The sequence below is a fragment of the Pedobacter sp. D749 genome (genome assembly GCF_019317285.1).
In the GTDB taxonomy this organism is placed as follows: Bacteria; Bacteroidota; Bacteroidia; order Sphingobacteriales; family Sphingobacteriaceae; genus Pedobacter.
The window spans coordinates 3,363,375-3,390,215 of sequence record NZ_CP079218.1 but is presented as its reverse complement, the minus strand read 5'-3'; the positions used below and the strand labels follow the sequence as shown (position 1 = coordinate 3,390,215).

At 38.1% G+C, this 26,841-nt stretch carries 25 protein-coding genes; 13 read left to right on the top strand and 12 right to left on the bottom strand.

The window, feature by feature from the left end; all coding sequences use genetic code 11:
* The first annotated feature begins 69 nt into the window (after positions 1–69).
* A complete protein-coding gene (locus KYH19_RS13655) occupies positions 70–876 on the top strand; it encodes a M48 family metallopeptidase (RefSeq protein WP_132395303.1) in 807 nt (268 codons plus the stop codon).
* A 361-nt stretch (positions 877–1,237) separates the two neighbouring features.
* Here KYH19_RS13655 and KYH19_RS13650 read toward each other — a convergent pair whose 3' ends face one another.
* From KYH19_RS13650 to KYH19_RS13625, 6 genes are all read right to left on the bottom strand, one after another.
* On the bottom strand, positions 1,238–2,494 hold the full coding sequence (locus KYH19_RS13650) for an anthranilate synthase component I family protein (protein ID WP_219075533.1): 1,257 nt from the start codon (positions 2,492–2,494) through the stop codon (positions 1,238–1,240).
* Positions 2,495–2,574: 80 nt separating this feature from the next.
* Positions 2,575–2,880, bottom strand: a complete 306-nt coding sequence (locus KYH19_RS13645) for a type II toxin-antitoxin system RelE/ParE family toxin (protein ID WP_219075532.1) — start codon at positions 2,878–2,880, stop codon at positions 2,575–2,577.
* Complete coding sequence (locus KYH19_RS13640) at positions 2,874–3,101, bottom strand: hypothetical protein (protein WP_219075531.1); 228 nt, start codon at positions 3,099–3,101, stop codon at positions 2,874–2,876. Before KYH19_RS13640 ends, KYH19_RS13645 begins: the two co-directional genes overlap by 7 nt.
* A gap of 259 nt (positions 3,102–3,360) precedes the next feature.
* Positions 3,361–4,641 carry an adenylosuccinate synthase gene (locus KYH19_RS13635; RefSeq protein WP_219075530.1) on the bottom strand — a complete coding sequence of 427 codons (1,281 nt, stop codon included), beginning with the start codon at positions 4,639–4,641 and terminating at the stop codon, positions 3,361–3,363.
* Between the two features lie 38 nt (positions 4,642–4,679).
* Positions 4,680–5,177, bottom strand: coding sequence for a Fur family transcriptional regulator (locus KYH19_RS13630; RefSeq protein WP_090500261.1), 498 nt, complete (start codon positions 5,175–5,177; stop codon positions 4,680–4,682).
* 159 nt (positions 5,178–5,336) lie between these two features.
* Positions 5,337–7,544 carry a bifunctional (p)ppGpp synthetase/guanosine-3',5'-bis(diphosphate) 3'-pyrophosphohydrolase gene (locus KYH19_RS13625; RefSeq protein WP_219075529.1) on the bottom strand — a complete coding sequence of 736 codons (2,208 nt, stop codon included), beginning with the start codon at positions 7,542–7,544 and terminating at the stop codon, positions 5,337–5,339.
* 110 nt (positions 7,545–7,654) lie between these two features.
* Between KYH19_RS13625 and KYH19_RS13620 the strand changes: the two genes are divergently transcribed.
* From KYH19_RS13620 to KYH19_RS13595, 6 genes are all read left to right on the top strand, one after another.
* Complete coding sequence (locus tag KYH19_RS13620) at positions 7,655–8,269, top strand: DUF4294 domain-containing protein (RefSeq protein WP_193423666.1); 615 nt, start codon at positions 7,655–7,657, stop codon at positions 8,267–8,269.
* A 6-nt stretch (positions 8,270–8,275) separates the two neighbouring features.
* On the top strand, positions 8,276–8,788 hold the full coding sequence (locus KYH19_RS13615) for a glutathione peroxidase (RefSeq protein WP_219075528.1): 513 nt from the start codon (positions 8,276–8,278) through the stop codon (positions 8,786–8,788).
* Positions 8,789–8,795: 7 nt separating this feature from the next.
* A complete protein-coding gene (gene bshB1 / locus KYH19_RS13610) occupies positions 8,796–9,512 on the top strand; it encodes a bacillithiol biosynthesis deacetylase BshB1 (protein WP_219075527.1) in 717 nt (238 codons plus the stop codon).
* A gap of 82 nt (positions 9,513–9,594) precedes the next feature.
* Positions 9,595–9,924 carry a LytTR family DNA-binding domain-containing protein gene (locus KYH19_RS13605; protein WP_219075526.1) on the top strand — a complete coding sequence of 110 codons (330 nt, stop codon included), beginning with the start codon at positions 9,595–9,597 and terminating at the stop codon, positions 9,922–9,924.
* A gap of 95 nt (positions 9,925–10,019) precedes the next feature.
* Positions 10,020–10,532 (top strand): hypothetical protein, encoded by a 513-nt coding sequence (locus KYH19_RS13600; protein ID WP_255562421.1) that lies wholly within the window; start codon positions 10,020–10,022, stop codon positions 10,530–10,532.
* 153 nt (positions 10,533–10,685) lie between these two features.
* Complete coding sequence (locus tag KYH19_RS13595) at positions 10,686–12,047, top strand: acyl-CoA dehydrogenase family protein (RefSeq protein WP_121287176.1); 1,362 nt, start codon at positions 10,686–10,688, stop codon at positions 12,045–12,047.
* Between the two features lie 453 nt (positions 12,048–12,500).
* Here the strand turns inward: KYH19_RS13595 and KYH19_RS13590 are convergent, their stop codons facing one another.
* The 3 genes from KYH19_RS13590 to lat are packed head-to-tail and all read right to left on the bottom strand — an operon-like array spanning position 12,501 to position 15,120.
* Entirely contained in the window at positions 12,501–13,361 is an 861-nt protein-coding gene (locus tag KYH19_RS13590; RefSeq protein WP_219075525.1) for a hypothetical protein, read from the bottom strand.
* A gap of 23 nt (positions 13,362–13,384) precedes the next feature.
* Positions 13,385–13,786 (bottom strand): hypothetical protein, encoded by a 402-nt coding sequence (locus tag KYH19_RS13585; protein ID WP_219075524.1) that lies wholly within the window; start codon positions 13,784–13,786, stop codon positions 13,385–13,387.
* A gap of 2 nt (positions 13,787–13,788) precedes the next feature.
* On the bottom strand, positions 13,789–15,120 hold the full coding sequence (lat, locus tag KYH19_RS13580; protein WP_219075523.1) for an L-lysine 6-transaminase: 1,332 nt from the start codon (positions 15,118–15,120) through the stop codon (positions 13,789–13,791).
* Between the two features lie 849 nt (positions 15,121–15,969).
* On the opposite strand from lat, the gene KYH19_RS13575 reads away from it, so the two are divergent.
* From KYH19_RS13575 to KYH19_RS13565, 3 genes are all read left to right on the top strand, one after another.
* Entirely contained in the window at positions 15,970–16,305 is a 336-nt protein-coding gene (locus KYH19_RS13575) for a PadR family transcriptional regulator (RefSeq protein ID WP_219075522.1), read from the top strand.
* On the top strand, positions 16,302–16,880 hold the full coding sequence (locus KYH19_RS13570; RefSeq protein ID WP_219075521.1) for a hypothetical protein: 579 nt from the start codon (positions 16,302–16,304) through the stop codon (positions 16,878–16,880). Before KYH19_RS13575 ends, KYH19_RS13570 begins: the two co-directional genes overlap by 4 nt.
* Before the next feature lie 62 nt (positions 16,881–16,942).
* Positions 16,943–18,052 (top strand): S9 family peptidase, encoded by a 1,110-nt coding sequence (locus KYH19_RS13565; RefSeq protein WP_219075520.1) that lies wholly within the window; start codon positions 16,943–16,945, stop codon positions 18,050–18,052.
* Between the two features lie 100 nt (positions 18,053–18,152).
* On the opposite strand, the gene KYH19_RS13560 is transcribed toward KYH19_RS13565, so the two are convergent.
* Complete coding sequence (locus KYH19_RS13560) at positions 18,153–20,552, bottom strand: outer membrane beta-barrel protein (protein ID WP_219075519.1); 2,400 nt, start codon at positions 20,550–20,552, stop codon at positions 18,153–18,155.
* Between the two features lie 641 nt (positions 20,553–21,193).
* Here KYH19_RS13560 and KYH19_RS13555 point away from each other — a divergent pair.
* The gene (locus KYH19_RS13555; protein ID WP_219075518.1) at positions 21,194–22,156 is read left to right on the top strand and encodes a S41 family peptidase; all 963 of its coding nucleotides are present in this window, start codon (positions 21,194–21,196) and stop codon (positions 22,154–22,156) included.
* Positions 22,157–22,298: 142 nt separating this feature from the next.
* Positions 22,299–23,444, top strand: coding sequence for a hypothetical protein (locus tag KYH19_RS13550; protein WP_219075517.1), 1,146 nt, complete (start codon positions 22,299–22,301; stop codon positions 23,442–23,444).
* A 298-nt stretch (positions 23,445–23,742) separates the two neighbouring features.
* Here KYH19_RS13550 and KYH19_RS13545 read toward each other — a convergent pair whose 3' ends face one another.
* Together KYH19_RS13545 and KYH19_RS13540 are read right to left on the bottom strand one after the other, a co-directional pair.
* The gene (locus KYH19_RS13545) at positions 23,743–24,612 is read right to left on the bottom strand and encodes a 1-aminocyclopropane-1-carboxylate deaminase/D-cysteine desulfhydrase (protein WP_219075516.1); all 870 of its coding nucleotides are present in this window, start codon (positions 24,610–24,612) and stop codon (positions 23,743–23,745) included.
* A 65-nt stretch (positions 24,613–24,677) separates the two neighbouring features.
* Positions 24,678–25,709 carry a DUF6588 family protein gene (locus KYH19_RS13540; RefSeq protein WP_219075515.1) on the bottom strand — a complete coding sequence of 344 codons (1,032 nt, stop codon included), beginning with the start codon at positions 25,707–25,709 and terminating at the stop codon, positions 24,678–24,680.
* Positions 25,710–25,810: 101 nt separating this feature from the next.
* Between KYH19_RS13540 and KYH19_RS13535 the strand changes: the two genes are divergently transcribed.
* Positions 25,811–26,839: an RluA family pseudouridine synthase gene (locus KYH19_RS13535; RefSeq protein WP_132395286.1), complete on the top strand. Its 1,029-nt coding sequence runs from the start codon at positions 25,811–25,813 to the stop codon at positions 26,837–26,839.
* Positions 26,840–26,841 lie beyond the last annotated feature (2 nt).

The following is a 26,841-nucleotide window of genomic DNA, read 5'->3' as shown; positions in this document are numbered from 1 at the left end:
TATTTATAGGCTTACTGTTTAATCATCGACTTTACCTATAGGTATTACTAATCATTTAAAATCGCATTTATGAAAAAGTTATTTTTAACAGCAAGTGTTGCTGGGATTTTATTATTTAACTCATGTTCTACAGTTCCTTTAACAGGACGTAGTCGATTTGATTTAGTTAGTAACGATCAGGTTTTGCCAATGGCATTCCAAGCCTATAGTACCTTTTTAACAGAAAATAAATCTACCGTTTTACCCGCTTCAAATGCCCAGGCCTTAAAAGTGAAAACGGTTGGAAGCAGGTTAATTACAGCTGTAAAATCTTATATGAACAGCAATAATTATGGTAATCTGATTGCTGATTATCAATGGGAAGTTAATGTAGTACAGAACAATGAAAAAAATGCCTGGTGTATGCCAGGAGGGAAGATTGTAGTTTATACCGGTATTTTGCCTGTTACGCAGGATGACGCTGGTTTAGCAACTGTTATGGGGCATGAGATTGCGCATGCTATTGCGGGTCACTCAGCTGAACGTATGTCGCAGGAAATGGTTGCCCAGGGTGTTGGCGCAGCAGCGGGAGTTGCTTTGTCTAAAAACCCTAAAACGCAGTCTATTTTTAATACCCTATATGGCGTTGGTACACCAGTTGCGATGTTAAAATTCAGTCGTAACCAGGAATTAGAGGCCGATCGTTTGGGCTTGATTTTTATGGCCATGGCCGGATATAATCCGCAAAATGCGACCAGTTTCTGGAATAGAATGTCGGCTGCATCTGCAGGAGCCCAAAAGCCGGCTGAATTTTTAAGCACCCACCCAAGCGATGCTACACGTATTGCACAAATTCAAAAATATTTGCCTGAAGCACAACAGTATTACAAGAAATAAGGTAGAAGGCTTGAAAGTAGAAGGGTGGAAGGTTTTGCATGATGCAGAGCATTCCGCCTTTTTTGTTTGCCGAAAATTGTCATTCTGAGTTTACGAAGAATCTGCAATTCGAAAGTGTAAAACGATTACGGGAGGATACAGCAAGAAATAAAAAGATTCTTCACTGCGTTCAGAATGACATACTCTAACGTCCTGGTTTTAGCGTCTCGCTAAGACCTTCTTATTTGAATAATAACTTAGCGGTGGTTAAGTCATAGCGAGACGCTACAACTAAGGTAGAAGAGATTCTTCACTGCGTTCAGAATGACAAACTGGCTAATGAATGGCAAGTGAACTAATGACAATTGAACTAATGAACCAATTAACCTCCTAATACCTTCAAAATCGCGCTGGCTTTCAACAGACATTCTTCATATTCCAATACTGCATCACTTTGATAAGTAATCGCTCCTCCAACCTGAAAAGATAAATATTTGGAATCGGCATTATACAAGATGCTGCGGATTACCACGTTAAAATCGAAATCACCATCAGGATTAATGCAGCCAAAAGAGCCAGAATATATTCCTCTTTTGGTGACTTCGTATTCTTCGATCAATTTCATTGCTTTAATCTTTGGAGCCCCCGTCATGGAGCCCATTGGGAACGCATTTTTAATGGCATCAATAAAATGGACTTCTGGATTTAGGTCACAGCTAATGGTAGAAATCATCTGGTGCACCTGTGGGAAGCTGTAAATGCCGAATAACTCATCGACTTTAACAGAACCCTTAACGGCCGATTTGGTAAGGTCGTGGCGTACCAGGTCAACAATCATTACATTTTCTGCCTGTTCTTTAATGTCGTTTCTAAGCTGCAGTTTTATGGCTTCATCTTCTGCCAGATCAGAACTTCTTTTAGCTGTGCCTTTAATGGGCTGCGAGGTAAGTTTTGAGCCACGTTTGCACAAAAATCTTTCTGGTGTGGCAGATAAAATATATTTACCATAAACCTTAAAATAACCTGCAAAAGGGGTGGGAGAGACTTGATTTAGCGCCTCAAAAGTTTGAATGGGGTCTATTTTTATATTTTCGGCAAAAAACTCCTGACAGAAATTAACTTCATAAATATCGCCACGAATAATATGATCTCTTAAGGTGCCTACTTTTTGAATATATTGGTCCTTAGACAATCGTTGCGCTATCGTTACTTTTTTAGATTGGGTTCCTGTGTTAAGCTGAAAGGAATTTATGTCCGCTAAAATCGATTCAGGACCAATCAGAACCTCAACATTGCCATTTTTGAAGGCTATGAGGTGTTTTGGAACAAAAAAATATAGATCTGGGAAATTTAAATGATCAGGATGATTAGATTGAAGGTCTTCGATTTCGTTTTTCAGGTCGTAACTGAAAAATCCGAAAATCCACTGCTGATGTTGAGAATGAAAACTTTTTAGCTGATCAAATGCATTTCCTGGTCCACATTTTAGTTCTGCATGAGCACCGGCCACGATAATGAAGTCGTAAGCTGAATAAGCATCTTTGTAGTTATTTGAATCTAAAAAGCAGCAAACCTCGAACTGGTTAGCCCAGTGTAATGCTTTTTGTTTGAAATCGGATATGTTTTGCGGGGTTTTCAAGCTGCCGCAAAGGTAAAAATAGAGATGGTAATTGTAAGAAATTAATTTTTATCTTTTGGAATTATGATTAGCATCGTAAATTAATGTTTTTTAGGATTCATTTTGGTATGCCTAACCCTTAATATTCTTATTATCTGATTTTCGTTTCGATAAGATATCCTAAAATGATGTTTTTCAAAAGCACGATATGTCCCGTCGTTATCTTTTTTATATTGATCAATCTTATATTTTTCAGGATACTGAACTATATTTTCTACTGCTTGGGTTAAATCATTTATAACCTTTATTGCATTTTGGACAGATTCTTGGCCTATGTAATTATAGATTTCTCTTAATTGGTTTTTGGCTGGCTTAGTCCAGACAATTTCAAGATGTTTGGTTACCAACTTTTAATCTCATTTAATAACTCATCATGAGAAATATAATTGCGGTTTTTAAACTCATGCTCTGCGGCTAAAAGTTCATTATTATAAGCTTCAATGGTAACATTTGAATTTTCTTTTTTCCCTTTTATAAATGCTTTAAGCATTTTTATTACAGAAGTTTTTTCGGCATCGTCTAGCTGGGTAAAATAATTTAGCATTTCGCTTTCTAAGATAGTTGCCATAATAAAATATTTATACTCAAAAATAACTAAATTGAAGAAGGAAAACAAACTGTTGAAATCAATTTACTATCTCAATTGGCAAAGAGTTGTCAACTTTTTAGCGCTGTAGTTATTAAGTTGACAACTCTTAAATGAAAAAAGCAATCCGCTATGGATTGCCTTTCTTTAATTGATTGTCACCCTGAATTTATTTCAGGGTCTATTAGTGTTAATAGAGTAGATAGATGCTGAAATAAATTCAGCATGACGAATTATGTTTCTAACGTAACGCTAAAGTTTGTGCTCTATCTGGTCCTACTGAAAGGAATTTAATCGGCACTTCTAATTCTTTCTCTAAGAAAGCAATATAATCGCTCAATTTAGCTGGAATTTCATCTACAGAAGTAATTTTAGTTACATCAGTAGCCCAACCGTCAATTGCTTTCAATACGGGTTTTGGTTCGATTGAAATGATATCATATGGCATGTAATCAATTGTTTCGCCATTATATTCGTAATGCGTACAAGCATAAATGGTATCAAAAGTATCGAGAACATCAGCTTTCATCATAATTAATTCGGTTACACCGTTTAACATGATGGCATATTTTAATGCAGGAAGATCAATCCAGCCACAGCGACGGGCACGGCCTGTAGTTGCGCCAAATTCGTGACCTAAAGCGCGTAAATTTTCGCCAACTTCATTATCTAATTCAGTAGGGAAAGGGCCGCCACCAACACGCGTGCAATATGCTTTGAAGATACCATAAACGGCTCCTACTTTATTCGGCGCAATACCTAAACCAGTACAGGCACCTGCAGTTGTAGTGTTACTAGAAGTTACAAAAGGGTATGAACCGAAATCTACGTCCAGTAACGTTCCTTGTGCACCTTCTGCTAAAACCGCTTTTCCTTCTTTTAAGAAACCATTCACATAATGTTCGCTATCTACGTGAGGAATGGTTTTTAAGAATTCGATTGCTTCAAAGAATGATGCTTCTTTTTCCGCTAATTCATATTCGAAACCTTCGTAATGAGAAAGGATTTCAGTATGTTTTTCTACCAATTTAGCATAACGCTCTTTAAAATCGGGTAGTGTAGTATCGCCAACTCGTAAACCGTTACGGCCGGTTTTATCCATATAAGTTGGACCGATACCTTTTAAAGTTGATCCAATTTTATTTTTACCCATGCGTGCTTCGTTCGCAGCATCCAATAATTGGTGGGTTGGTAAAATTAAGTGTGCTTTACGGGCAATCACCAATTTGCCATCGGCAACCGGATCATGACCAGCTTTTTTTAAATTATCTAACTCTCTTTTTAGGATAATAGGGTCGATTACTACACCATTACCAATCAGGTTCATGGTTTTTTCGTTAAAAATTCCTGAAGGAATTGTATTTAGAACGAATTTTTTGCCATCGAACTCTAAAGTATGTCCGGCATTTGGGCCACCCTGAAAACGGGCAATAAGATCATATTTTGGACTTAGTACATCAACGATTTTTCCCTTTCCTTCATCGCCCCATTGCAGGCCGAGAAGTACATCTACTTGCGTCATTATTTAATAAATTAAGCTGGTTTTATTTGTATTTTGATTTAATTTTGTTTGATTTTTTCGACTGTAGCCGCACTTTCGCTAACTTTCCTGGCCATACTGCAGTCAGAACAGAAACCATAAAGATTCAACGAATGATGTTTAACATCAAATTTTAAAAGATCACCAACCATGGTTTGGATCTGGTGGATTCGGGGATCGCAGAATTCTACTACTTTACCGCATTCGATACAGATCACGTGATCGTGCTGGCGGTAACCATAAGATTTTTCGAATTGTGCCATGTTTTTACCAAACTGGTGCTTGGTAACTAAATCGCATGAAACCAATAACTCCAATGTATTATAAACCGTAGCACGACTTACACGGTACTTTTGGTTTTTCATGTGGATATAAAGGGTTTCTACATCAAAGTGGTCGTTTCTTGAATATATTTCTTCCAATATAGCGAAACGCTCTGGTGTTTTACGTAGATTTTTGTTTTCTAAATAAGCCTCAAAAATCTTGCGAACGAGCTCATTTGTTTTTTGTTCAGACATAGTTTTTAAACTCCATTCAAAGGTAGGTAAATAGTTTTGAAAAATGATTAGACCGATGAAATGATTACATAGATTTGCTAAATGTTTAGTCTGAAGTCCAGAGTCTTTATCCATCATAAGATGAGACTCTGGACTTTCGACTACCGACTATGGACTCACTTAGGCATCAAACCTCGTTACTCCGGTTACCCCTCTAACTTTTAATAAATTTTTAATCAGGTTTTCCAAGTGTTCGGTATCGTTTACAAAAATCATAATCGAACCATCAAAAATCCCCTCATTGGTATCAACAGTAATCGAGCGCATATTTACTTTAAAGTCCGTAGAAATAACCCTGGTGATGTTGTTGATCAAGCCTACATCATCAATACCTACAATCCGTAAGCCGGTTAAGAAAGTTAATTCCTGCTGTTTGTTCCATTTGGCTTTTACCACACGATAACCATAATTGGCCATTAACTGTGCTGCATTCGGACAATTTGTACGATGTATTTTAATGCCTTCGCTCACGGTGATGAATCCAAAAACATCATCTCCAGGAATGGGATTGCAACATGCAGCCAAGGTATAATCAATGCGCTGCATATCTTCGCCAATCAGCAAAATATCAGATTCGCCACCTTTAATTTTACTCTTGATCCCATCAACCGAAAGGTTTTCAGGACGTTCCGGGCTACGGTTTTCAACCTCTTTCTCGCTAGACAGGTATTCTTTTATGTCTTTCAGCTCGATTTTGCCCAAGGCAACATTTACAAAAAGCTCCTGTGTAGAAGGCAACTTAAAGAAATAGCTAAGCTTTTGTATATTATCGGTATTATAAGTGATTTTTAATGACTTTAGCTTTCTTTCTAAGATTTCTTTTCCGTTTTCAGCAATTTTCCGCTTTTCTTCTTTTAGCGATGACTTAATTTTAGATTTGGCTTTAGCAGTAACTACCACGTTTAACCAATCTTCTTTTGGGGTTTGTTTGCTCGAGGTAATAATCTCGACCTGATCGCCATTTTGCAGTTTATATGAAATGGGAACCAGCTTATGGTTTACTTTAGCTCCGATACAGGTTGCACCCACGTCGGTGTGGATCTCGAAAGCAAAATCCAATGCGGTAGCGCCTAAAGGCAACTGGATTAAAGCACCTTTTGGCGTGAAAATAAAAATCTCATCAGAGAAAAGATTCATTTTGAAATCATCAAGGAAATCTAAAGCATTGGCTTCTGGATTGCTCAACATTTCGCGCACTTTCTGGATCCACTGATCCAGACCATTATCGTTACTCGATTCTTTGTATTTCCAGTGTGCGGCGAAACCTTTCTCTGCAATTTCGTTCATCCGTTGTGTACGGATCTGTACTTCAACCCATTGTCCGCGTGGACCCATTACCGTAGTGTGCAAACTTTCGTAACCATTCCCTTTTGGTGACGAAACCCAATCGCGTAAACGATCAGGATTGGGGCGGTATAAATCGGTCACAATTGAATACGCTTTCCAGCAATCAGCCTTTTCATTTTCTGGGGCCGAGTCCAAAATAATCCGGATGGCAAAAAGATCATACACCTCTTCGAAAGGGATATTTTTCTTTTTCATCTTGTTCCAGATGGAGTGGATTGACTTCGGCCTGCCGTAAACATCGGCTACTAAACCTTGCTCGTGAACAATCTCATCAATCGGCTCCACGAATTTTTTAATGAAAAGCGCACGTTCTGCTTTTTTCTCATTTAATTTTTTAGCGATGAACTTATAAGTATCAGGATCAAGATATTTCATCGAAAGATCTTCCAACTCTGATTTTATGGCGTATAAACCCAATCTATGGGCTAATGGAGCGTATAAATAAATAGTTTCTGAAGCGATTTTAAGCTGCTTGTGGCGGGGCATAAAATCCATTGTACGCATGTTGTGCAAACGATCGGCAAGTTTGATCAGGATTACCCTCACGTCATCCGCCAGGGTAAGCAGCATTTTGCGGAAATTCTCAGCCTGTAAAGAGCTGTTGGTATCGAAAACGCCAGATATTTTGGTCAAACCATCAATAATTTTAGCGGTTTTTTTACCAAACTCACGTTCAATATCTTCTAAAGTAATATCGGTGTCCTCTACCACATCGTGTAGCAAGGCACATACAATGGAGGTTGTTCCTAATCCAACTTCTTCAGCAGCAATCTGCGCGACAGCGATAGGGTGGTAGATGTAAGGTTCGCCAGATTTACGGCGCATATCTTTATGGCTTTCCAGTGCCATATCAAAAGCTTTTCTGATTTCTTTTTTATCGCCCTTTTGTAAAGTAGATTTGCTTGCCCGTAGTAATGCCCTATATCTTTTTAGAATCTCTTGCTTTTCCGCCTCTAAATCAATCACTAACTCTGTTTTCATTTGTATTTTTTGCGTAAAAATTTGCGTCTTATTTATGAATAAAACTTATATTAGTTTTGTGAAACAACTAATATATGAAATAACACCTAACTTTGTAAAAGTATAAATTTATGAAATTTAAAGGGCTCTTTTTTCTTTCTATTGTAATGATTTGCAGCATTTCGCTACGAGCCCAGGATCCTGCTGCACCTGTATTTCCAAAAAAGGGTAAAAGCGATACGATTAGAGTAGCCTCAACAAACGATAATGGTGTCATGATTCCCTGGATGCAACTTAATGAGGTTAACATTTACGCAGCCAGAATCTGGAAATCGCCGGCAGAACAGGCTGCCTACAATCGTTTAAGGTATAACGTATTAAAAGTAATGCCTTATGCGCTGTTTGCAAAACGCCGATACGAGCAATTGGAACAGGATTTGGCGCGGACTCCCGAGAAAAAAGAACAGAAACAACTGGTTAAACAATGTGATAAAGAAATTAAAGACATGTTTAACCGCGAAATAAAGGAATTAACGATTACTCAAGGTCAGATTTTAACAAAACTGATCGACCGCGAAGTAGGCAGAACAACATACGATATAGTAAAGCAAACCAAAGGAGGTTTCGCTGCATTTTCTTATCAGATTGTTGCCCGTGTGGTAGGACATAATTTAAAAAGTACTTACGATCCGAATACAGATAGAGATATAGAGTCTATTATCCGTACGTCAGGATTTTATCAATAACATATAATGCAGGAACGCATTCCGAATATTTATTCGTTTAAGGTTAAGAAAATTAATGGCGAAGAGCAGCCATTATCAGCCTACCGCAACAAAGTTGTTTTAATTGTAAATACCGCATCAGAATGTGGTTTTACGCCACAGTTAAAAGAATTACAGCAACTTAAAGACGAGATTAACAGCCCTGATTTTGAAATTCTGGGCTTTCCCACAAATGATTTTGGAAAACAGGAACCCTTAAATGGGTCTGATATCGCATCTTTTTGCGAGATCAACCACGGTGTAAAATTCCCTGTTTTTGAAAAGATTATGGTTCGTGGTGAACATGCTCACCCACTTTATCAGTTCCTGAGTGATAAAAAGCAAAACGCAAAATTAAGTTCGAAACCCCGTTGGAACTTTCATAAATACCTGCTGAACAAAAATGGCGAACTGGAAGATTATTTCTTGCCCTTCACCAAGCCGTTGAGTTCGAAAATTAAAAAGAAAATTCAGCAACTGCTGAGCCAAAATACCCAATAATTACATCATGAAGTTAGATATTTTAGTGATCGCCGTGCATCCCGATGATGCAGAGCTTTGCTGTTCAGGTACAATTTTAAAACATATTGCGCTTGGTAAAAAAGTTGGAATTGTAGATTTAACCCGAGGCGAACTGGGTACGCGTGGTACAGCAGAAACAAGAGATGAAGAGGCGGCAGACTCTGCAAAAATTTTGGGCTTACATGTGCGCGAAAATTTAGGCATGAGGGACGGTTTTTTTCAGAATGATGAATTTCACCGTTTAGAAGTAATTAAAGTCATCAGGAAATACCAACCCGAAATTATTTTAAGCAATGCTTTGGAAGACCGTCACCCTGATCACGGAAGGGCAGGCGACCTGGTTTATGATTCGGTTTTTTTATCAGGTTTGCCAAAAATTGAAACGTTGATAGATGATGTTAAACAAGAGGCCCACCGCCCGAGGTTATTGTTGCAGTACATCCAGGACAGATACCTGAAGCCTGATATTATTGTAGATATTTCTGATCACATGGATAAGAAAATTGAATCGATTAAGGCTTTTAAAACACAGTTTTATAATCCTGATGTAGATGGTTTGCAAACTTATATTTCATCGCCGGAATTTTTCGAAAGCGTAATTGGCCGTTCAAGAGAATTCGGTAAAAGCATTGGCGCCACTTTTGGCGAAGGCTTTACTTCGCGGAAATTGTTGGGTGTTGATAATTTGTTTGATTTGAGGTAGTTTTTTTCCGCAAAGAAAAGAAGACTTTCGCTAAGCGCGCAAAGGTGTGAGTTCGTGGCAATTTTAACTAAACGACCATAAAATGACAAATCAGCAAAATTTCACATTTATAAAAACTGACAGAAAATTAATCAAATTAAATTTTGACGACATTTTGTTTGTAAAAGGATTGGGGAATTATGTTGAAATATTTGTCAAAAACAGCAAAAAATATGTTTACTACAAAACCTTAAAAGACCTTATAGGCAAATTACCTGATGAATTTATGAGGGTTCATAATTCAAACATCGTGAATTTGAAAAATGTAGAATATATAGAAGATAATCATTTAATTATAGGTGAACATAAAATTACAATAGCAAAAAGTTATAAAGATTGTCTATTAATTAGTATTGAAAAATTGCTACTCTAAATAAGAAATTTGACAGATCACATAAAAACTTAAACAAACCAAATAACTTATTTTTTTGGATAAAATTATCTGAGTTGTTTTGTAAAAAAAAGATTATGAAACAATTTTTATTTTACTTAATAACTATGATATTTATGACAACCGGGAGTTTAAAAGCACAGAACAATCCATTTGAAAATGATGCAAAAACAATCGATGCATTAATGAAAGCAAGTTATGAGGTTGTTTCAGGCGAAAAAGGAGCAAAAAGACAATGGGAAAGAGATAATTATTTGCACCATCAAAAAGCAGTTTATTCTTATTTTGACAGAAAAAAGCAAAAACAAGTAACTATGACACTGCAAGAATTTCATAAAGAAACTGATGAAATGGTTTTTGGTACAGCTTTTTATGAAAGCGAGGTTAATCGGGAAGTTAGAGTTTTTGGAAATATTGCACACATTTGGAGTACTTATGAAACAAGATTAGAAAAAGACGGAAAAGTTGAAAGAAGAGGAATAAATAGTATTCAGCTAATTTTTGATAATTATCGTTGGTATATTATCTCTTGGACATTTTGTGGCGAAACGGACAAAAATATAATTCCGAAAACATTTGACAGAAATTAAAAAACAGGAGTGTTTCCTGAACTATGTCAGGGGGAGTAAATTAATGCTTCTCAGAACCCTTTCTTTTCCTTAGCGAAACCTTTACGCGCTTTGCGGTTACTTTGACAGTCCAACAAAACCGCCCTTCGTTTGTTATTCTCAAAACGAATAATAATGGCGAATATATTCTCTTCTCTCAAAAACGCTTACAATCTTTTTAAACACGTAGATTTCGATAAGTTAGAGGCTTTATCGAAAAAAGTCGATTTACCAAAAATGGTCGAAACCATATCAAGCCTGGATGATAAACAAATCCAGGGGATGATGAAAATGATGGGTGGATCCGGTAAAAAGAAAGAACTGCCACCCATTGAAGGTGATTTTTACCATTTGGGCGACGAAGCGCTCAAAGATGAAGACCGTGAACTCCAGTTAAAAGTACGTGCATTTTTAGAGAAGGAAGTTAAACCCATTGTAAATCATTATTGGAACAAAGCTGAATTCCCTTTCGAAATTATCCCAAAACTTGCCGAACTCAACATCTGTGGTTTAACCTATAAAGGTTATGGCTGTCCGGGGAAATCGAATTTAATGGAAGGTATTTTAGCGATGGAAATGGCCAGGATTGATACCTCGATTTCTACTTTTTTTGGTGTACAGAGCGGCTTAGCCATGGGATCGATCTATTTATGTGGATCGGAAGAACAAAAACAACAGTGGTTACCGCTCATGCAGCAATTTAAAATTATTGGTGCATTCGGATTAACCGAACCCGAAGTTGGCTCAGCTGCTGCTGGCGGTTTAACCACAACCTGTAAAAAGGTAGCCGGTAAATGGATTTTAAATGGCCAAAAAAAATGGATTGGTAATGCCACCTTTGCAGATATCTTAATTATTTGGGCACGCGATGAGGAAAGCGGAGAAGTAAAAGGCTTTATCGTGAAAAAAGACAATCCAGGTTTTGCTGTAGAGAAAATGCAGGATAAAATGGCCTTGCGGATCGTGCAGAATGGGATTATTACCTTAACCAATTGCGAAGTAGAAGAAGCAGATCGCTTGCAAAATGCTAACTCATTTAAAGATACCGCTAAGGTACTACAAATGACAAGAGCAGGGGTTGCCTGGCAGGCGGTAGGCTGCGCCCGGGGTGCTTATGAAAATGCTTTGGAATATACCCAAACCCGAAAACAGTTTGGTAAACCCATTGCATCTTTTCAGTTGATTCAAAACCATTTAGTTGAAATGTTGTCGAATTTAACGGCCATGCAAACATTATGTTTTAGGTTGTCACAATTGCAGGATCAGGGTTTATTGAAAGATGAGCACGCTTCGCTAGCCAAGGTATTCTGTTCATTAAGAACGCGTGATGTAGTAAGCAAAGCAAGGGAAGTAATGGGCGGAAACGGTATTTTACTCGAATATAATGTAGCACGTTTTGTGGCCGATGCCGAGGCGATTTATTCGTACGAGGGGACAAAAGAAATTAATACATTGATTGTTGGCCGTGCAATAACCGGATTTTCGGCATTTGTTTAGGAGGAAAACTCACGAAGTTTGAAAGGGTAAGAGCAGTTTGGGAACTTCGTTAGTTTTGAGCTGTGGTAATTAGTTGCTTGTCAGTCTGAGCGTAGTCGAAGACTCGTAGGGAAAATAAATAATAGATTTTTTAGGGTTAAGAAACGAACGTCAGCATTTCATAGGTGCTACAGTCCTGCCATTCGCTGTAGCCCGATAGAAAAATCGGGGCTGCCGCTGCTGTCAGGTTTATTGAACAGCGGTTTTTTTCAAAGTACTAAACTTTGAACATAAACCCGATTGGAACGGATGCCTCCCGATTTTACATCGGGATCAAATTGGCAGGAGGGAAAGCGGGACTGAAAATGCCAAATGCACAGAACCCTTCATTTCCAAATCATAAGGATTAACGCATCCGGCAAACAAGTCATGGAATTTTACCTATTTGAATGCTGGGTATTTCGTTCTGTTTAATTAAATCGCTTTTAACACCCAGGTTTCCCTGATTCTCCCAATTTTATTCGCCTGTTCTTTCATTTTTTTTAACAATTCAATATCAATATATTTTAGCGAGGAAAGTTGATGCCAGACTGAAGTTGCTTTAGTGATCAATTTGAAACCTTGTTCAAGAAAGAAGTGTTCAGCCTGTTCAAAGCTATCAAACTTATTATCTTCTACATGGTGTGCTTCCAGAAACTGAGAAAAATGATCATTGGTTTCATTTTTAGGTATCGGTCTTTTAACATATACATCAGCTGTGATCCAATAACCACCTCTTTGTTTTAATGATTTATGGATGGTTTTACATAATGATATCTTTTCTTCATTATTTAGATACACCAATAAACCTTCATTTATAATACTAATCGGGCCAAGAGGCATTTGATTTATAGCATTTGAAAAAGCGTCTCCATCCAAAGCATTTAAAGCCTCGGTTTTGAGTTTACCCTTTAGTTGTAATTTCTCATCTACAATTAGCCGATCAACCAAATCTTTTTTGATATCGATTACACCTTGTAAATCAGTATCCAAATAATAAATCGTTGGATGCCTTAAAACCAGGTCCAGGCCCCTGAAAGAATAGCCAGAAGAAATTTCTATAATATTTAAAGAGCCTGATGCAAAAAGTAAGCTATCCAGAGATAAATATCTACTTTCAAAATGCACCAAGCGTTTTAAAAATACCTCATCAAAATCTTTATGATATAATTTTTCAAGGGCGTCGTTACCGTAAATTAACTTAACAGCATCGGCAACAAAGGGGATATTTGTTAAACTTTTGGCAAGTAAAAGCGATTTTGCTGACGGACTTATCGAACTATAATCACGGTTCATTTGTAATTAGAAAAAAACTGCTTTTAAAACGGATACTTGTTAAACGCCACCTGGCTCATTGCACTTTTTTCAAATAAGGCAATACAATTTTTATTAAACTGAGGGTCGAAGTTTACTTCTCCAGGCTCTAATCTACTTGGAACATTTCCATTTTGCATAAAGAAGTAAACTTTCGTATTCCCGTATTTAGTATGGGGCATTAGGTTACCATAATCTTCCATCTCTTTCCATATCGAATCTTTAACCGTTACGATGTAGATCCGTTGTACCGGACCAGTGTTATTGGCGTTTCTATACTTGATAATTTCCTTAAAGCCAGCTTTCATATCCCCAATCCCAGGTTGGTCGAAAACATCTTTAACCATGAAAATGATCAATACTAAAATCCCTGCGACGAAGAAATAAACTAATGATTTTCTATTCATGCCTACAATAAAGGCAATATTTTTTCCATAACCGTCAAGCCTTCGTCAATATGCTTTTGCTCAATACAAAGTGCAGGACGAAAGCGTATGGTTTTATCGCCACAGCCCAAAAACATCACATTGTTCTCCAATCCTTTACCAATAAATGCATTGCGCATTTCTTTTGTCGGGAAATCAAATGAACACAGCAAACCCCTTCCACGTATATTTGTCATTTGATCAAACTTGTGTGACAGATTTTTCAACTGCTCTTTTAAATACATGCCTATTTTTGCAGCATTGTCGCATAGCTGATCTTCTTCTACGATCTGTAAAATCTGGGTAGAACGTACCATATCTACAAGATTGCCTCCCCATGTTGAGTTAATCCGGCTGGGTACTTTAAATACATTGGTTTCAATTTCGTCTACTTTATTCCCAACAAGGATACCGCAAACCTGCATTTTTTTACCAAAAGCCAAAATATCAGGTCTGGCTTTTTCGCTAAAATGTTGGTGACACCAGAATTTACCGGTTAAGCCAACACCAGTTTGTACTTCATCATAAATCAAAAAGGCATCGTTTTCATCGGCCAAAGTCTTAAGTTGGATCAAAAACTCATCCCGTAGGTGATTATCTCCACCTTCAGATTGGATCGGTTCTACAATTATCGCGCAAATATCATCTTTATTATCCGCAAAGGCTTTTTTGATCTGTGCCAGCGAGGCTTCTTCGGTTGCAATGGCATGGTTTAAATTATCTCCCGAAAGTGGAAATTTAACTTCTGGAACAGCCACCCTTGGCCAGTCGAATTTGGCAAACCACTTGGTTTTATCAGGTAAGGTATTGGTCAAGCTAAGCGTGTAACCCGTACGGCCATGAAAAGCTCTTTCGAAGTGTAAAACCTTAAAGCCTTTTTCTTCAGTATATCCTTTTGCAAAGTTTTTCTGAACCTTCCAGTCCATAGCTACTTTAATTGCATTTTCTACTGCTAAGCCTCCGCCCGCAATAAAAAAAGCGTGTGGCAAATAATCAGGGATGCCAACTTTAGAAAATGTTTCAACAAACTGTGCATACTGCTGGGTGTAAACATCAGAGTTCGATGGATTGGCTAAAGCAGCGAGGAGAAGATTTTTTTTAAAGGCTTCATCATTAATCATTTTAGGGTGGTTATAACCTAAAGGAACGGAAGCAAAGCAGGTAAAAAAATCGAGCAAAGTTCTATTGTATTTACAATCGTAAATATAGGCACCGTGACTCTTTTCCATATCGTAGGTCAGGTCGAAACCATCGGCCAAAATGTGCTTACTTAAAGATTCGTTAACGTGATCTGCAGGTACTGTTAATTGATACATAAACTTGGTTTTGGTATAATCCAAATTTAGTTAAATGTGCCTAAAATCAAAATTTAAGCACTTTTTGTGCCCATGAAGCAAAAAATAGGTTTAAACAGTTTAAAGTATGATTATAGACAAAATAGGGTTTTGGACTTCACAAGTGTGGAAAACTTTTTGGCAGGAATCTCTTTCAAAGCATCTCTATTTCATCTTTTTCCATTAGATTAAGATGGTTTTGATCAGACTTTTCCAGTTGTCTGCTCCTAATATGATTATGGTTCGAATTTTTGTTTTTATCTATATCAAATCATTAAATCCTAAAATTACCTAAGCCGATTTTTAATAATTGACAACATTTAGAAAGTGTGGTAAAAAAATCTGAGTACAGATGGATAAAGGAAGTGCGAAGAATCTGAAAGTGACCCCGTTGTTTCGGGCCAAACTGGGTACCAATTTAATTACCGTATGATGCACACCTAAGTTCCTTCCCTCTGAACAAATATACACTTCGGGTCTAAATCCATTTTTCTCATGACTTTTCGGTTTAATTCATCCTGCTGTCAGATTTATCCTCAATTCATACGTTTTTAAAAATCAAAATTCATTTGCAGGTTATAAAAAGCTAAAAAAAGCGCCATAATCCCTCCAAATAGCCAAGAGACCGTATAGTCAAAGCCTTAATTGTAAGTATACTCTCAGTAGCTGCTAGTAAACGCTTTCAACAAGTATGTGATATTTTAGAATATGCTACTATCTGGAACACTTTTAATAGATTGTTAAAAATTATTAATGCTGATAATCAATGTTTTATCTTATATACTTAGTATAGCTAATACACATTGTATAACTATGTATTATATTTGCCGGATGAATAGTGAATTTGTACAGAATTGGTTTTCGCAGGTAAAGAAAGGAACACTGACATACATTATTCTTAATATTCTTTCCGAAAAAGAATATTACGGGTATGAGTTGGTACAGGAAATCAAACGCCATACTACCCTGGAAGTGGCAGAGGGCACGCTGTATCCACTGCTGAACCGTTTAAAAACGGAAGGTATAGTCGAATCCAAATGGGTAGAGCAGGAATCGGGTATTCCCAGGAAATATTACACGCTGAGCGCTGGTGGCAGAGCTACGCTTTTTGAAATGCGCACTATTTGGTCAACATTGGAAACGGCTATAAGAAAAATTCAAAAATGAAAGAACAGACTTTTAACAATCAGACGGCACAAAAGATATACGATGATTACTTTAAGCGGGTCAGGCGTTGTATAGCCATCTTATCGGAAGATGATCAGCGTGAACTGACCATGGAGCTGAAAAGCCATGTCTATGAAGCTACCTGTAATAGTACCCCGGAAAAAGAGATCGATATTCTAATGGATGTTTTGAATAAACTGGGAATGCCTGAAGAAGTACTTCAACCCATGGTCGCGGATAAGAAAATACGCCAGGCTACCCGTACCTTCAATCCAAGGCATATTTTACAGGCCCTGACACTGAACATTACCAATGGCGCAGGTTATGTGGTATTGGCGGCGATCTATCTGTTAATCTCTACTTTCGGCCTGCTGATATTTTTGAAATTTATTCATCCTTCTGATACCGGTCTTTTTGTAAGTAATGGACGGTTTATCGGGTTTGGATTTATTCTGGACCGGCCGGCTGGGAACCGCGAGGTGCTGGGTAATATGTTTGTGCCAATAGTGATCATGATCATGATTATCGCGTATCTCCTCAACACACTATTGCTCCGTTTACTCCGGCGCAAATAATTTTTTTGCTTATATACATAGTATTGCACAGTACATAGCTTAATATTTAAAAATATAATAAAATGAAATCGACTTTCTTAACACTCGTCTTGATCACCTGGGTACTTGTTGCCGGAGCGCAGAATCAAAAGTCTGCAAAACGTCCGCAGACACCAAAAGCCCCTTATCCTTATTATACGGAAGAAGTCAAATTTACAAATGCCAAAGACAGTGTTACCCTGGCAGGCACACTTAGCCTTCCAGCGGATAGCGGAATGTACCCGGTCGTTATTTTGATATCCGGATCAGGTCCACAGAACCGGAACGAAGAATTATTTGACCATAAGCCCTTTCTTGTTATTTCCGACTATCTTACCAGAAAGGGTATTGGCGTGCTCCGTTATGACGATCGTGGCACTGCTCATTCTACGGGAAACTTTCGAACGTCGACATCGGTCAGCTTCGCGGACGATGCTGCGGCTGCCGTTGCTTATCTAAAAAGTCGGAAAGAAGTTGATCCTCGTCAAATTGGCTTGGCAGGACATAGTGAAGGCGGTATGATTGCGCCTATGGTTGCTGCAGGTAACAAGGATGTCGCCTTTATCATACTCATGGCTGCACCTGGTATTCCCATAGTGAAACTACTGGATTTACAGTCGGAACGTTTGGGGATACTTTCGGGGGGTACCAAAGAGATGGTTGATAAGAATGTTAAACTGGAACATGGCATGTACGAGATTATCATGAAAAACCATACCAATAATTTAAATATCAGGTTAACTGCCTACCTTACCAAAGCTATGGCGAGTTTGCCGCCTGAAATACGACCGGCCGCTGATGTAATGGATCAGGAAATCAAAACGCTGATACGACGGTCGACTACTCCTTGGTTTAAGTATTTTCTTCAATATGAGCCCGCCCGTAATTTAAGCCTTGTCAGATGTCCGGTATTAGTACTTAACGGCTCATTGGATGCCCAGGTTACATCTAAAGAGAACCTCCGCGGAATCAAACAAGCTTTGGATAAAGGCAGGAATAGGAACTATAAAATAATTGAGTACCCAGGGGTCAATCACCTTTTTCAGGAGGCTAAAACTGGGGCTTTCGAAGAATATCAGCTTATCGAACAAACCATGTCGCCAAAAGTATTGGACGATATAGCTACCTGGATTAACTCAATTATTCGCAGGTAATTACCGGCTGACCAATTCCTATGAAATACTCTGATCTCAGGAGTTTTATTTACTGATTTTTCGAGTGTTTAAACCGCAAAAAAAATATAATTTTAAAACGCTATAATCGTCGCGATTCATTTTCCAGTCCAGACTCGCGGCTGTCTTTTGATTTGATCCTGGTGTTTCCAAAGCGATAGGTAAAACTCAATCTGATCTGTCGGCTCTCGCCCACATAGGTGGTATGAAGCAGTAAATTATTAAGTTGAGTATCTGTAATAATCTTATTTTTCCTTAATATATCGGAAGCCGCTATTCTAAGCGTTGCTTTTTCATGCATCAGATTCTTTTGCAGGCCAATGTCAACCTGTGAATTACCCTTTATATAAGTATTTAATCCACTTATATTTTTTGAGTTAACCACGCCTATTGCCTCGGCAGTAATGTGACTGGGAAGATTGAAGGTTTGTTGAATATTAATCGTTCCCGCAAAACGGCTCCGGTTATAATTCCCATAATCTATAGTTCCTACTTTATTCTCCAGACGATATCCAATACCGGTCAGACTCATATTCCACCATTTTGCCAACCTGATCTGTTGTGTAACAGTTAGGTTTATATTGTTCTGAAATCCGATATTCCTGGGCACCATATTAATGATACTCCCTTTAGTTACTTCCGTAATAGTGCTGCTTACATCGCTTGTATGTGTGTAACTGGCAGCGATGGTCGTCTTTTTGTAACTATATTGAAGCGCTAATGTATTCGCATACTGTGGCTGCAGGAACGGATTACCTTTCCAATAGGAGAGTTCATCTACAGGATATGAAAATGGATTCAGGTTGTTATAAGCCGGGCGGTCAACGCGACGTGCAAAACTTAGGTTGTAGGTGCCTTCTTGCTTAGTTTTATAAGTTATTGCAGCCGTAGGGAAAACGTTCAGGTAGTTTCTAACTGCAGAAGTCGCAGATTGACTACTACCTGCTGTCGGTAGTAAGTTTCCTTCGGAATGTGTATGTTCTAATCTCACGCCAAGATCAAAGCTCAGTGCATCATTTATTGGCGTTTCATATTTAAGGTATCCAGCACTTATTTGTTCCTTGTAGTCAAAAGTATTGGACAGGTTGATATCAATAACATTGACGCTGCCATTTGCATCATACTGGTCAAATACATTTTTTGCATTTACCTCAGAGAACTTAGCGCCTGTTAACATCCGCCCTTTCCCGATTGGAAAGCCATAATCACCCTTAACCGCATATAGCTTAATATTTCGGCTATTGGCCACAAGGAAATTATTTGAGGACTGGAATTTCCCTTCAGCTGAATAAAAAGCATTGGTACTCAAATTTTCTGTAGCGGCATCAAAAATGCCATAGTCGACATCTATGTCCAGACTTGTGCGATTACTACCTTTATACCTATAGTTTAAGTTGGCATTATAACGTCTGGCCCTTTGTGCCGGATAGCTACTCTCACTTTTAAGTGTCTGTAAAAGTGCTCCTGTTAACTGATCAAAAATATTTGTCGTCGGTGTGATCAAGCCGCCACCACTTGAAAAATTACCATTCATCACCATTCCGATTGTTTTGGTGGTATCTATTGCGTAATCTAAACCGACAGTAGATCCCATACTATGTTTTTTGTCCACATCATGATTGGAGTTTATATATACCTTTCCGTTTGTCGTCCGGTCATAATCGTAGTCCATCGCAAAATGTCCAAAATTATGATTGTAACTACCGAAGGCATTAAATTTACCCTTTCGAAAATTAAGGTTCAAATTTGTGTTTTGCTTTAAGGTAATACCAAAAGCGACACCATTATTAATAGTACCGTTGAAACCCTCGGCAATTGATTTTTGAAGTACAAGATTGACGATGCCACCAGTTCCTGCAGCGTCATACTCGGCAGAAGGGTTTTTGATAACTTCAATAGCTTTTAAATCGGATGCGGACATTGACTTAAGCAGTTGAGCCAATTCTTCAGCCTGTAAATAGGTCTGTCTGCCATTAATCATCACCAACGCAGCACTGGCTCCATTCAGGGTGATTGTATTGTCCTGGTTCACAACTACTCCCGGTGTTTTTCTTAAAGCTTCCAAGCCATTTAAACCCTGAGCTGTTATGCTTTTTTCAATGTTATAAATCATTTTTCTTCCTTCGATTTTAACAAGCGGCTTACTCATGGAACTCTGAATAACAACTTCTTTTAAACTACGGGCGGTAGTTTCAATCGTTATAACACCTACATCCATGTTGCCTGTTAATTTTAACAGCTCACTCTGGTAAGACAGCGTGCCCAAATAACTAATAAAAATCAGATAAGTACCAGTCTTAACCGTAAAAGAAAAGTTGCCATCCTTATCGCTCAATGTCTGTTTAATTACCTGACCATCAATACCATTTTTTAAAAGCAGAGTTGCACCGTCTACAACCTCATTATTCGAATCTTTAATGATACCTTTTAAGGTATTGTCCTGATTACTTTGCGCAAAAGACTTCGAACAAAAACATGTCAAAATGAAGAATAAATAACAGGTTTTCCTTAGTTTATAGGTTGTCATAATAGTTCTTATATTTTTCAATCTGATAAAATTCAAATATTGATTTTTTTTAGTTTCTTAAGTATTTCCCATTGCTGTTTTAGCGTTTCGTTACCAAAAAACGGATGTGAAAGGAAAATAGTCCTTTTTATTCTCAGAACTAAGATCTCTATATTATCCAGGATAAGCAGATCGCAGATATTTGAAGTTGGATTCATTCAATACTTGATTATGGGTGCATTATGACAGGCCTGTAAGATAAGAAAAGCTACGGCACTAATGAACTGGTAGTAGATCAGACAGGCAATCAGTAGAGATTTGATATCAAGTTCTCTTTTCAGCCTGAAAATCCCCGGAGTTTTACAGGATATTATAACAGGGATGAGGCTTAGTTTATCAAAGGAAACCAGACCGATGATATACTTACCCTTACCATCATGAGTAACTTTAAATATAAAGTACACGGTTAGATGAAAGTGAGGGTTAATGTTGCAGATAGGATAAATAGTGTACATTTATATTCTTGGCAAGCCACTACAAAAATGCTATGTTATGAATGTAGGCAGAAAGAACCGCCAAAATTTTGCGTTTTTTTAAATTGTATTAAAGTAAAACATATGAAAACCTTTATACTGTCCCTTTTGATAATTTTGTCGTGTTCTTTGGCGGCGATTTCACAGAATCGTGTTCTAACAAAGAAGATAAAAGGAGAAACCATTGCTGGCATCTCAAAGAGCTTAAAAGAAAATTATATTTTTCTTGACACTGCCATTCGGATGGGGGATTTTATTAGCCGGCAATTTAAAATGGGTGTCTACGATACCATCCAGACACCAAGTGTTTTTGCAAATAAATTAACTACAGACCTAATGTCGGTTTATCAAGATGGTCACTTGTCGATTACCTACGATCCTCGGGCAGCTGAATTAGAAGAAAAACCTGATACCGTTGCACAGAGGACAAGGCGCCTTCAATTCAGAAAAGAAGTAAATTTTGGAATGGAAAAAGCTGAAATTATGCCCGGAAATATAGGTTATTTAAAGTTGAAAGGTTTTTTCCCGCCTGACCAGGAGGCTAAGATAGCAGTTACAGCGGCATTGCAGTTTGTTAGCAATAGTAATGCACTAATAATCGACCTCAGGGATAATCGGGGTGGAGATCCGGCTGCTGTAAGTTTTTTCTGCGGATTCTTCTTCAAAGAAAAAACACATCTAAACGACCTTTATTGCCGTCACGACCGCTCTTATATTCAATTCTGGGCAATACCAGAAACTTCTTTGCAGTCGCTTAAGACCATCCCAATCTATATTTTAACTAATAATCACACTTTTTCAGCTGGAGAGGAATTGGCTTACGATCTCCAAGCCCAGCACCGGGCGCTAATCGTTGGAGAACGTACCGGAGGCGGTGCGCATCCCGTAGCTCCAGAACCGATAGGTAGCGGATTTACGGCTAATATTCCCAATTCCAGAGCAATAAACCCAATTACGAAAACGAACTGGGAGGGCGTTGGTGTACGTCCTGATAAGGAAGTGATAGGCGATAATGCTCTTGAAACAGGATTAAAACTGATAAAATAGAAATGATCAAGGTAACATTTGAAAATATTCTCTAAGAGAGCAGATTGTTAGAATTACTTGTTATTTAAGGTAAGCCGTGATTTCTTTGAATAAAAGCATGCCAATTGAAATTACACCGCCATCCGCCCAAAAAATAAACTCAATGAAAAAAAATATCATATTACTAGCGTTCCTTCCCTTTATGATTTCCTGCAGAGGTCAAGATAAGAAAGACTTGTCACAACTGCGCCTTAATGAATCCATTGAAAGCATGGTGGATTTTGGTGATGCTAAAACAATAGGTGTTGAAACAGTTGAATATCCCTATTGCCTGCTGATTGAAGTTAACGATGGTAAACACTATACTTTTGACGGGATAGATCTGACTGGACAGAAAGTGTTTTTCCAGATCGATTCGGAACTTCTTAAAACAGACAGCCTGACCAAACAAGGTGGCGGACATATTGATGTGGAGCCGTTCAAGGACAAAGCCGCTTTGGATGCTATCCTTAAAAAGTATAAAGCAGCGAATACTTTTTATGGTATCAGGATAGAAATGAAAACCGGGAATTTAAAGAAGCAGCTGCTAGCAAAACTTGAAAGCAAATACGGAAAAGGAACCAAAAATCCCAATACCGATAATGGGCTATATTGGAATGTAAAGAATGAGCAGAGGTTTATCTTTTTTGCTCCTGATTATGACCGGTTAATTGTTTTGAACAATACTAATCTATCTAAAACCTGTTATTGGGACATTATGAATGGGACGATTGATTTTGGAGGATGCAACATAGATGCATATACCAAAGAATTGCTTAAAAATACCCCCTCCAAAAAAGAAGTTACCGATAAGCCCACTGTTAAAATAGATAAAGATTGGAACCTCAATAAGTTTGTTTTAGGAAAAACAACGGAGCAGGATTTTATATCATCATCTACCAATCGAAACTTTGAAAGAGTGATGGTCATAAATGGCAGTACAGCTTCTGACAGGGAAATATCCTATAACAATGAGGACAAAACCATTTATTTCTATTTTTCTGCAGGACAGGGTAATGGTAAAAATGCGACAACCAACCTCCTAAAGGGCTACAATCTTCAGGATTTTAAGCGGGTAGCGATTTCATTTGAAAATGGCCTTCGACCGGGAATCCCTTATAAGGAAGCCATCAGGTTATTTAACAAAACTGACATTAAGAATTACGAAGATTTAAAAATTTCCAATTATATAGAAATTAAAAATGGGAACTATACGGTAACACTTAACTTTGATGGTGACTATTTGTTTTCGGGTATTTATATAAAATGAGTGGCGTTCTAACTTTATCACGATAGAAAAAAGATGGTTCTTTGTAGGGGGCATTTCGGCAGAAATGGCCACCCTTTCCGCATTTAAACTTTCACCGAAATAAATACTATAACAGCATTCATAGTTCTTTTATCAAAGTCTTTATAATTTGTTTTATCATCATAATAGCTTGTAAAAACGGTCAAATTCACTTCCTGACATGAACGAGATTTGTTCTGCCAAAGTACTTGATGATAAAAAAGATAGGTGATGTCACTCATTTTTATCCAGTTGGCTCAATAAGTCAAAGGTCACTTGTTTAAAACTTATCCCTCATCCCAAAAAGCCCCATCAATCCTCCGGTATGAATGGCCAGGATTTTTTCATCCTTACCGATAATTCCTTGTTTCTGTAAATCGAAAATGGCATAAAACATCTTTGCCGTATAAACAGGATCTAGCAGCAGTCCAGTTTTTGAAGTAAAATTTTTGATAAAGCTGATCAGTTCAGGGGTTATTTTTGCATAGCCGCCAAAGTGATAATCTAAGTGGAGATTTAAATGATCAGAAAGAGGCGTATGCTGCACAATTTCATCCTCAATAAATGAACCGCCTTTTAGCACGGGGATAATGTGGAGTTTCGTGTTTAATTGATGTTGCTGAATTCCTTTCAATAAGCCTGCCGCTGTGGTTCCTGTTCCGGCGGCACAAAAAATGTGGTCGTAAGTTTCGGTTAACTCACGGATGATTTCTGCACAGCCTATGGTAGCTTCTGGCGAAGCACCACCTTCATCAATAAAATAGCTTTTTTCATCGTCAGCAAAATGCTGTTGAAACAATTTTTGTTTATCCCGATAACTTTCACGGTCGGTAAAAATGAGTTGCATCCCGAATAAACTGCATAGCAATAACATTTCATTCTGTACTTCTTCTCCACGTACAAAAGCTGTAGCGGTTAACCCTGATCTTGATGCAGCAGCAGCTGTAGCTACCAGATGATTGGAATAAGCCCCTCCAAAGGTGACCAAATGTGTTTTTTTTTCCTCCTCAGCCTTAGCTAAAATGTATTTAAGTTTGCGCCATTTATTACCCGAAATATAGGGGTCAATCAGATCATCCCGCTTTACAGAAAGATTGTTAAAAGGTGCAAATGTTATTTTTTGTACCGCGCTATATATTTCTTCGAACACGTGTAAAAATAAAAAACACCTGAATATTTCAGGTGTTTTTAAACAAAATTATATCTAATCGTTTGTTATTTACCGATCCCTAACCCAATACCTGCATTAACCATGCTGTATTTTGCCTGGGTATATGAACCATAAAACTTAAAGAAACCAAATTTCAGCTGAAAGCCTAAACTTGCCCGGATGCCGTCAATATCGGTTTGTTTAACCGAAATCGGGTCAACATAAGTTGCCGAAGTTGTGGCACTGGTGGCAAAACGGTAAGTACCCAAAGCCTTTAAATTAGTGTTCGAGGTTTGGTAACCGATGCTGGCAAAAGGGGTGAAAAACAGAATTTTTTTGGAAACAATGGCATCAAAGTTTACACCATTGAATTTAGCATCTATACGTTGATCCGAATTCGCCGAATTATCGATATTCAATGGTAAATTATATTTGTATTGGGTAAATCCTCCTGCGATTGCAATGTCTACAGGAACCAGTTTCTCTGTTGTTGATCCCATAAATAAAGGTAAAAGTTCAACTTTTGCACCAAAACCGATCATGGATAAACTTCCTAAATCGTTACCCAGTTTTATTTTAGGCATTGCCCTTAAAGTAACATCAATGTTTTTTGGTAAACCCAGCGTAGCTTGTATCTGTGCCGAAGGTACTACATGGAAACCCACGCCCTGTGGCAGGTTGAAAAATTTACCTGTAGGGATACCGCTGCTGGTGTACACTTCCATTTTACCACCTTCGCGATCATCTCCAAAAGCAGTAGGGCCTATTGAAGAAGCACCAGCAGCAGGTTTAATATTGCTTAAACCTAATGTATTTACATCATAACTTCTGGCCGATTGCGGAACAAAAGCTCCGGAGGCTGAAACCCTGACATCAAATTTTAAAAAACCTTTTGATTGGGCAGTGTTAGACCATCCATCCGTTAAACCCAGTCCTAAGCCTTTGTATAAAGGATCGAAATAGGCATTAACCAATTTGGTTGCATCGGCTGGCCCGCCCACAAACAAGTCTCCAACATCTTGTTGAGCACTTGCTTTTTCAGCCGTTGCCAATAAAAATAAGGCACATAAAGCCTTTAAAATGTAATATTTCTTCATATAAACGATTTAGGATGATTTCTTTGTCTAAAGATAGAGTTGTTTTCTTTAAAACTGTAATCATTAAAAAATTCTTGAAGTTAAAAGTTTATTTTTGCCCCATGGAAAATGTGGTCGAATTGCAGGAATCAGAAGAGCAGGAATTATATGAACATTTAAAAATTATTGTCGATAAGGGGCAGTCTTTGCTGCGTATCGATAAATTTTTGATGGTGCGCGTGGAAAATGCTTCCCGAAACCGTATTCAGAATGCAATTGATGCAGGGAATGTACTGGTTAACCAGAAACAGATCAAAGCGAGTTACAAGGTTAAACCTCATGATGAAATATCTATCGTTTTACCGCACCCACCGCGCGATACCGAAGTTTATCCTGAAGATTTGCCATTGGATATCATTTACGAGGATAGCGATCTTTTGGTCGTAAATAAGGCTGCCGGGATGGTGGTACACCCAGGTTTTAACAATTATACCGGAACTTTGGTTAATGCTTTGGCATTCCACTTTGAACAACTCCCTCAACTGCCGGGCAATGATGGTCGCCCGGGCCTGGTGCACCGTATTGATAAGGATACCTCGGGTTTATTGCTAATCAGTAAAAATGAAAAGTCGATTACGCACCTTGCACGTCAGTTTTTTGATCACAGCATTACCCGTAAATATATTGCTTTGGTTTGGGGCGATATCGAAAACGATGGAACGGTAACCGGTTACATTGGCAGAAGTGTGAAAGACCGTCGGGTGATGGATATTTACGACGATGAAGAAAAAGGGAAATGGTCTGTAACACACTATAAAGTATTAAAACGTTTGGGTTATGTTACCTTAATCAGCTGTGAGTTAGAAACGGGCCGTACGCACCAGATCAGGGCACACATGCAACACATTGGTCACCCGCTTTTTAACGATGCAATGTATGGTGGCGATAAGATTTTAAAAGGTACTACGTTTAATAAGTACAAACAGTTTGTAGATAACTGTTTCGAATTGTTGCCACGTCAGGCTTTACATGCACAAAGTTTGGGTTTTATCCACCCCACCACTAAAGAGTATGTTTATTTTGAATCGCCATTGCCACCCGATTTTAAAGCTGGCCTAACCAAATGGGAAAATTATATCGCTACATCATAAAA

Bases quoted from the DNA above. Each gene is read 5' to 3' on its own strand.
- KYH19_RS13595 (WP_121287176.1), top strand. From the start codon at position 10,686: ATGGCGAATATATTCTCTTCTCTCAAAAACGCTTACAATCTTTTTAAA.
- KYH19_RS13550 (WP_219075517.1), top strand. From the start codon at position 22,299: ATGAAAAAAAATATCATATTACTAGCGTTCCTTCCCTTTATGATTTCC.
- KYH19_RS13590 (WP_219075525.1), bottom strand. From the start codon at position 13,361: ATGAACCGTGATTATAGTTCGATAAGTCCGTCAGCAAAATCGCTTTTA.
- KYH19_RS13555 (WP_219075518.1), top strand. From the start codon at position 21,194: ATGAAAACCTTTATACTGTCCCTTTTGATAATTTTGTCGTGTTCTTTG.
- KYH19_RS13640 (WP_219075531.1), bottom strand. From the start codon at position 3,101: ATGGCAACTATCTTAGAAAGCGAAATGCTAAATTATTTTACCCAGCTA.
- KYH19_RS13620 (WP_193423666.1), top strand. From the start codon at position 7,655: ATGAAATTTAAAGGGCTCTTTTTTCTTTCTATTGTAATGATTTGCAGC.
- KYH19_RS13585 (WP_219075524.1), bottom strand. From the start codon at position 13,786: ATGAATAGAAAATCATTAGTTTATTTCTTCGTCGCAGGGATTTTAGTA.
- KYH19_RS13535 (WP_132395286.1), top strand. From the start codon at position 25,811: ATGGAAAATGTGGTCGAATTGCAGGAATCAGAAGAGCAGGAATTATAT.
- KYH19_RS13565 (WP_219075520.1), top strand. From the start codon at position 16,943: ATGAAATCGACTTTCTTAACACTCGTCTTGATCACCTGGGTACTTGTT.
- KYH19_RS13625 (WP_219075529.1), bottom strand. From the start codon at position 7,544: ATGAAAACAGAGTTAGTGATTGATTTAGAGGCGGAAAAGCAAGAGATT.
- KYH19_RS13655 (WP_132395303.1), top strand. From the start codon at position 70: ATGAAAAAGTTATTTTTAACAGCAAGTGTTGCTGGGATTTTATTATTT.
- KYH19_RS13630 (WP_090500261.1), bottom strand. From the start codon at position 5,177: ATGTCTGAACAAAAAACAAATGAGCTCGTTCGCAAGATTTTTGAGGCT.
- KYH19_RS13600 (WP_255562421.1), top strand. From the start codon at position 10,020: ATGAAACAATTTTTATTTTACTTAATAACTATGATATTTATGACAACC.
- bshB1 (WP_219075527.1), top strand. From the start codon at position 8,796: ATGAAGTTAGATATTTTAGTGATCGCCGTGCATCCCGATGATGCAGAG.
- lat (WP_219075523.1), bottom strand. From the start codon at position 15,120: ATGTATCAATTAACAGTACCTGCAGATCACGTTAACGAATCTTTAAGT.
- KYH19_RS13575 (WP_219075522.1), top strand. From the start codon at position 15,970: ATGAATAGTGAATTTGTACAGAATTGGTTTTCGCAGGTAAAGAAAGGA.
- KYH19_RS13570 (WP_219075521.1), top strand. From the start codon at position 16,302: ATGAAAGAACAGACTTTTAACAATCAGACGGCACAAAAGATATACGAT.
- KYH19_RS13605 (WP_219075526.1), top strand. From the start codon at position 9,595: ATGACAAATCAGCAAAATTTCACATTTATAAAAACTGACAGAAAATTA.
- KYH19_RS13615 (WP_219075528.1), top strand. From the start codon at position 8,276: ATGCAGGAACGCATTCCGAATATTTATTCGTTTAAGGTTAAGAAAATT.
- KYH19_RS13540 (WP_219075515.1), bottom strand. From the start codon at position 25,709: ATGAAGAAATATTACATTTTAAAGGCTTTATGTGCCTTATTTTTATTG.
- KYH19_RS13635 (WP_219075530.1), bottom strand. From the start codon at position 4,641: ATGACGCAAGTAGATGTACTTCTCGGCCTGCAATGGGGCGATGAAGGA.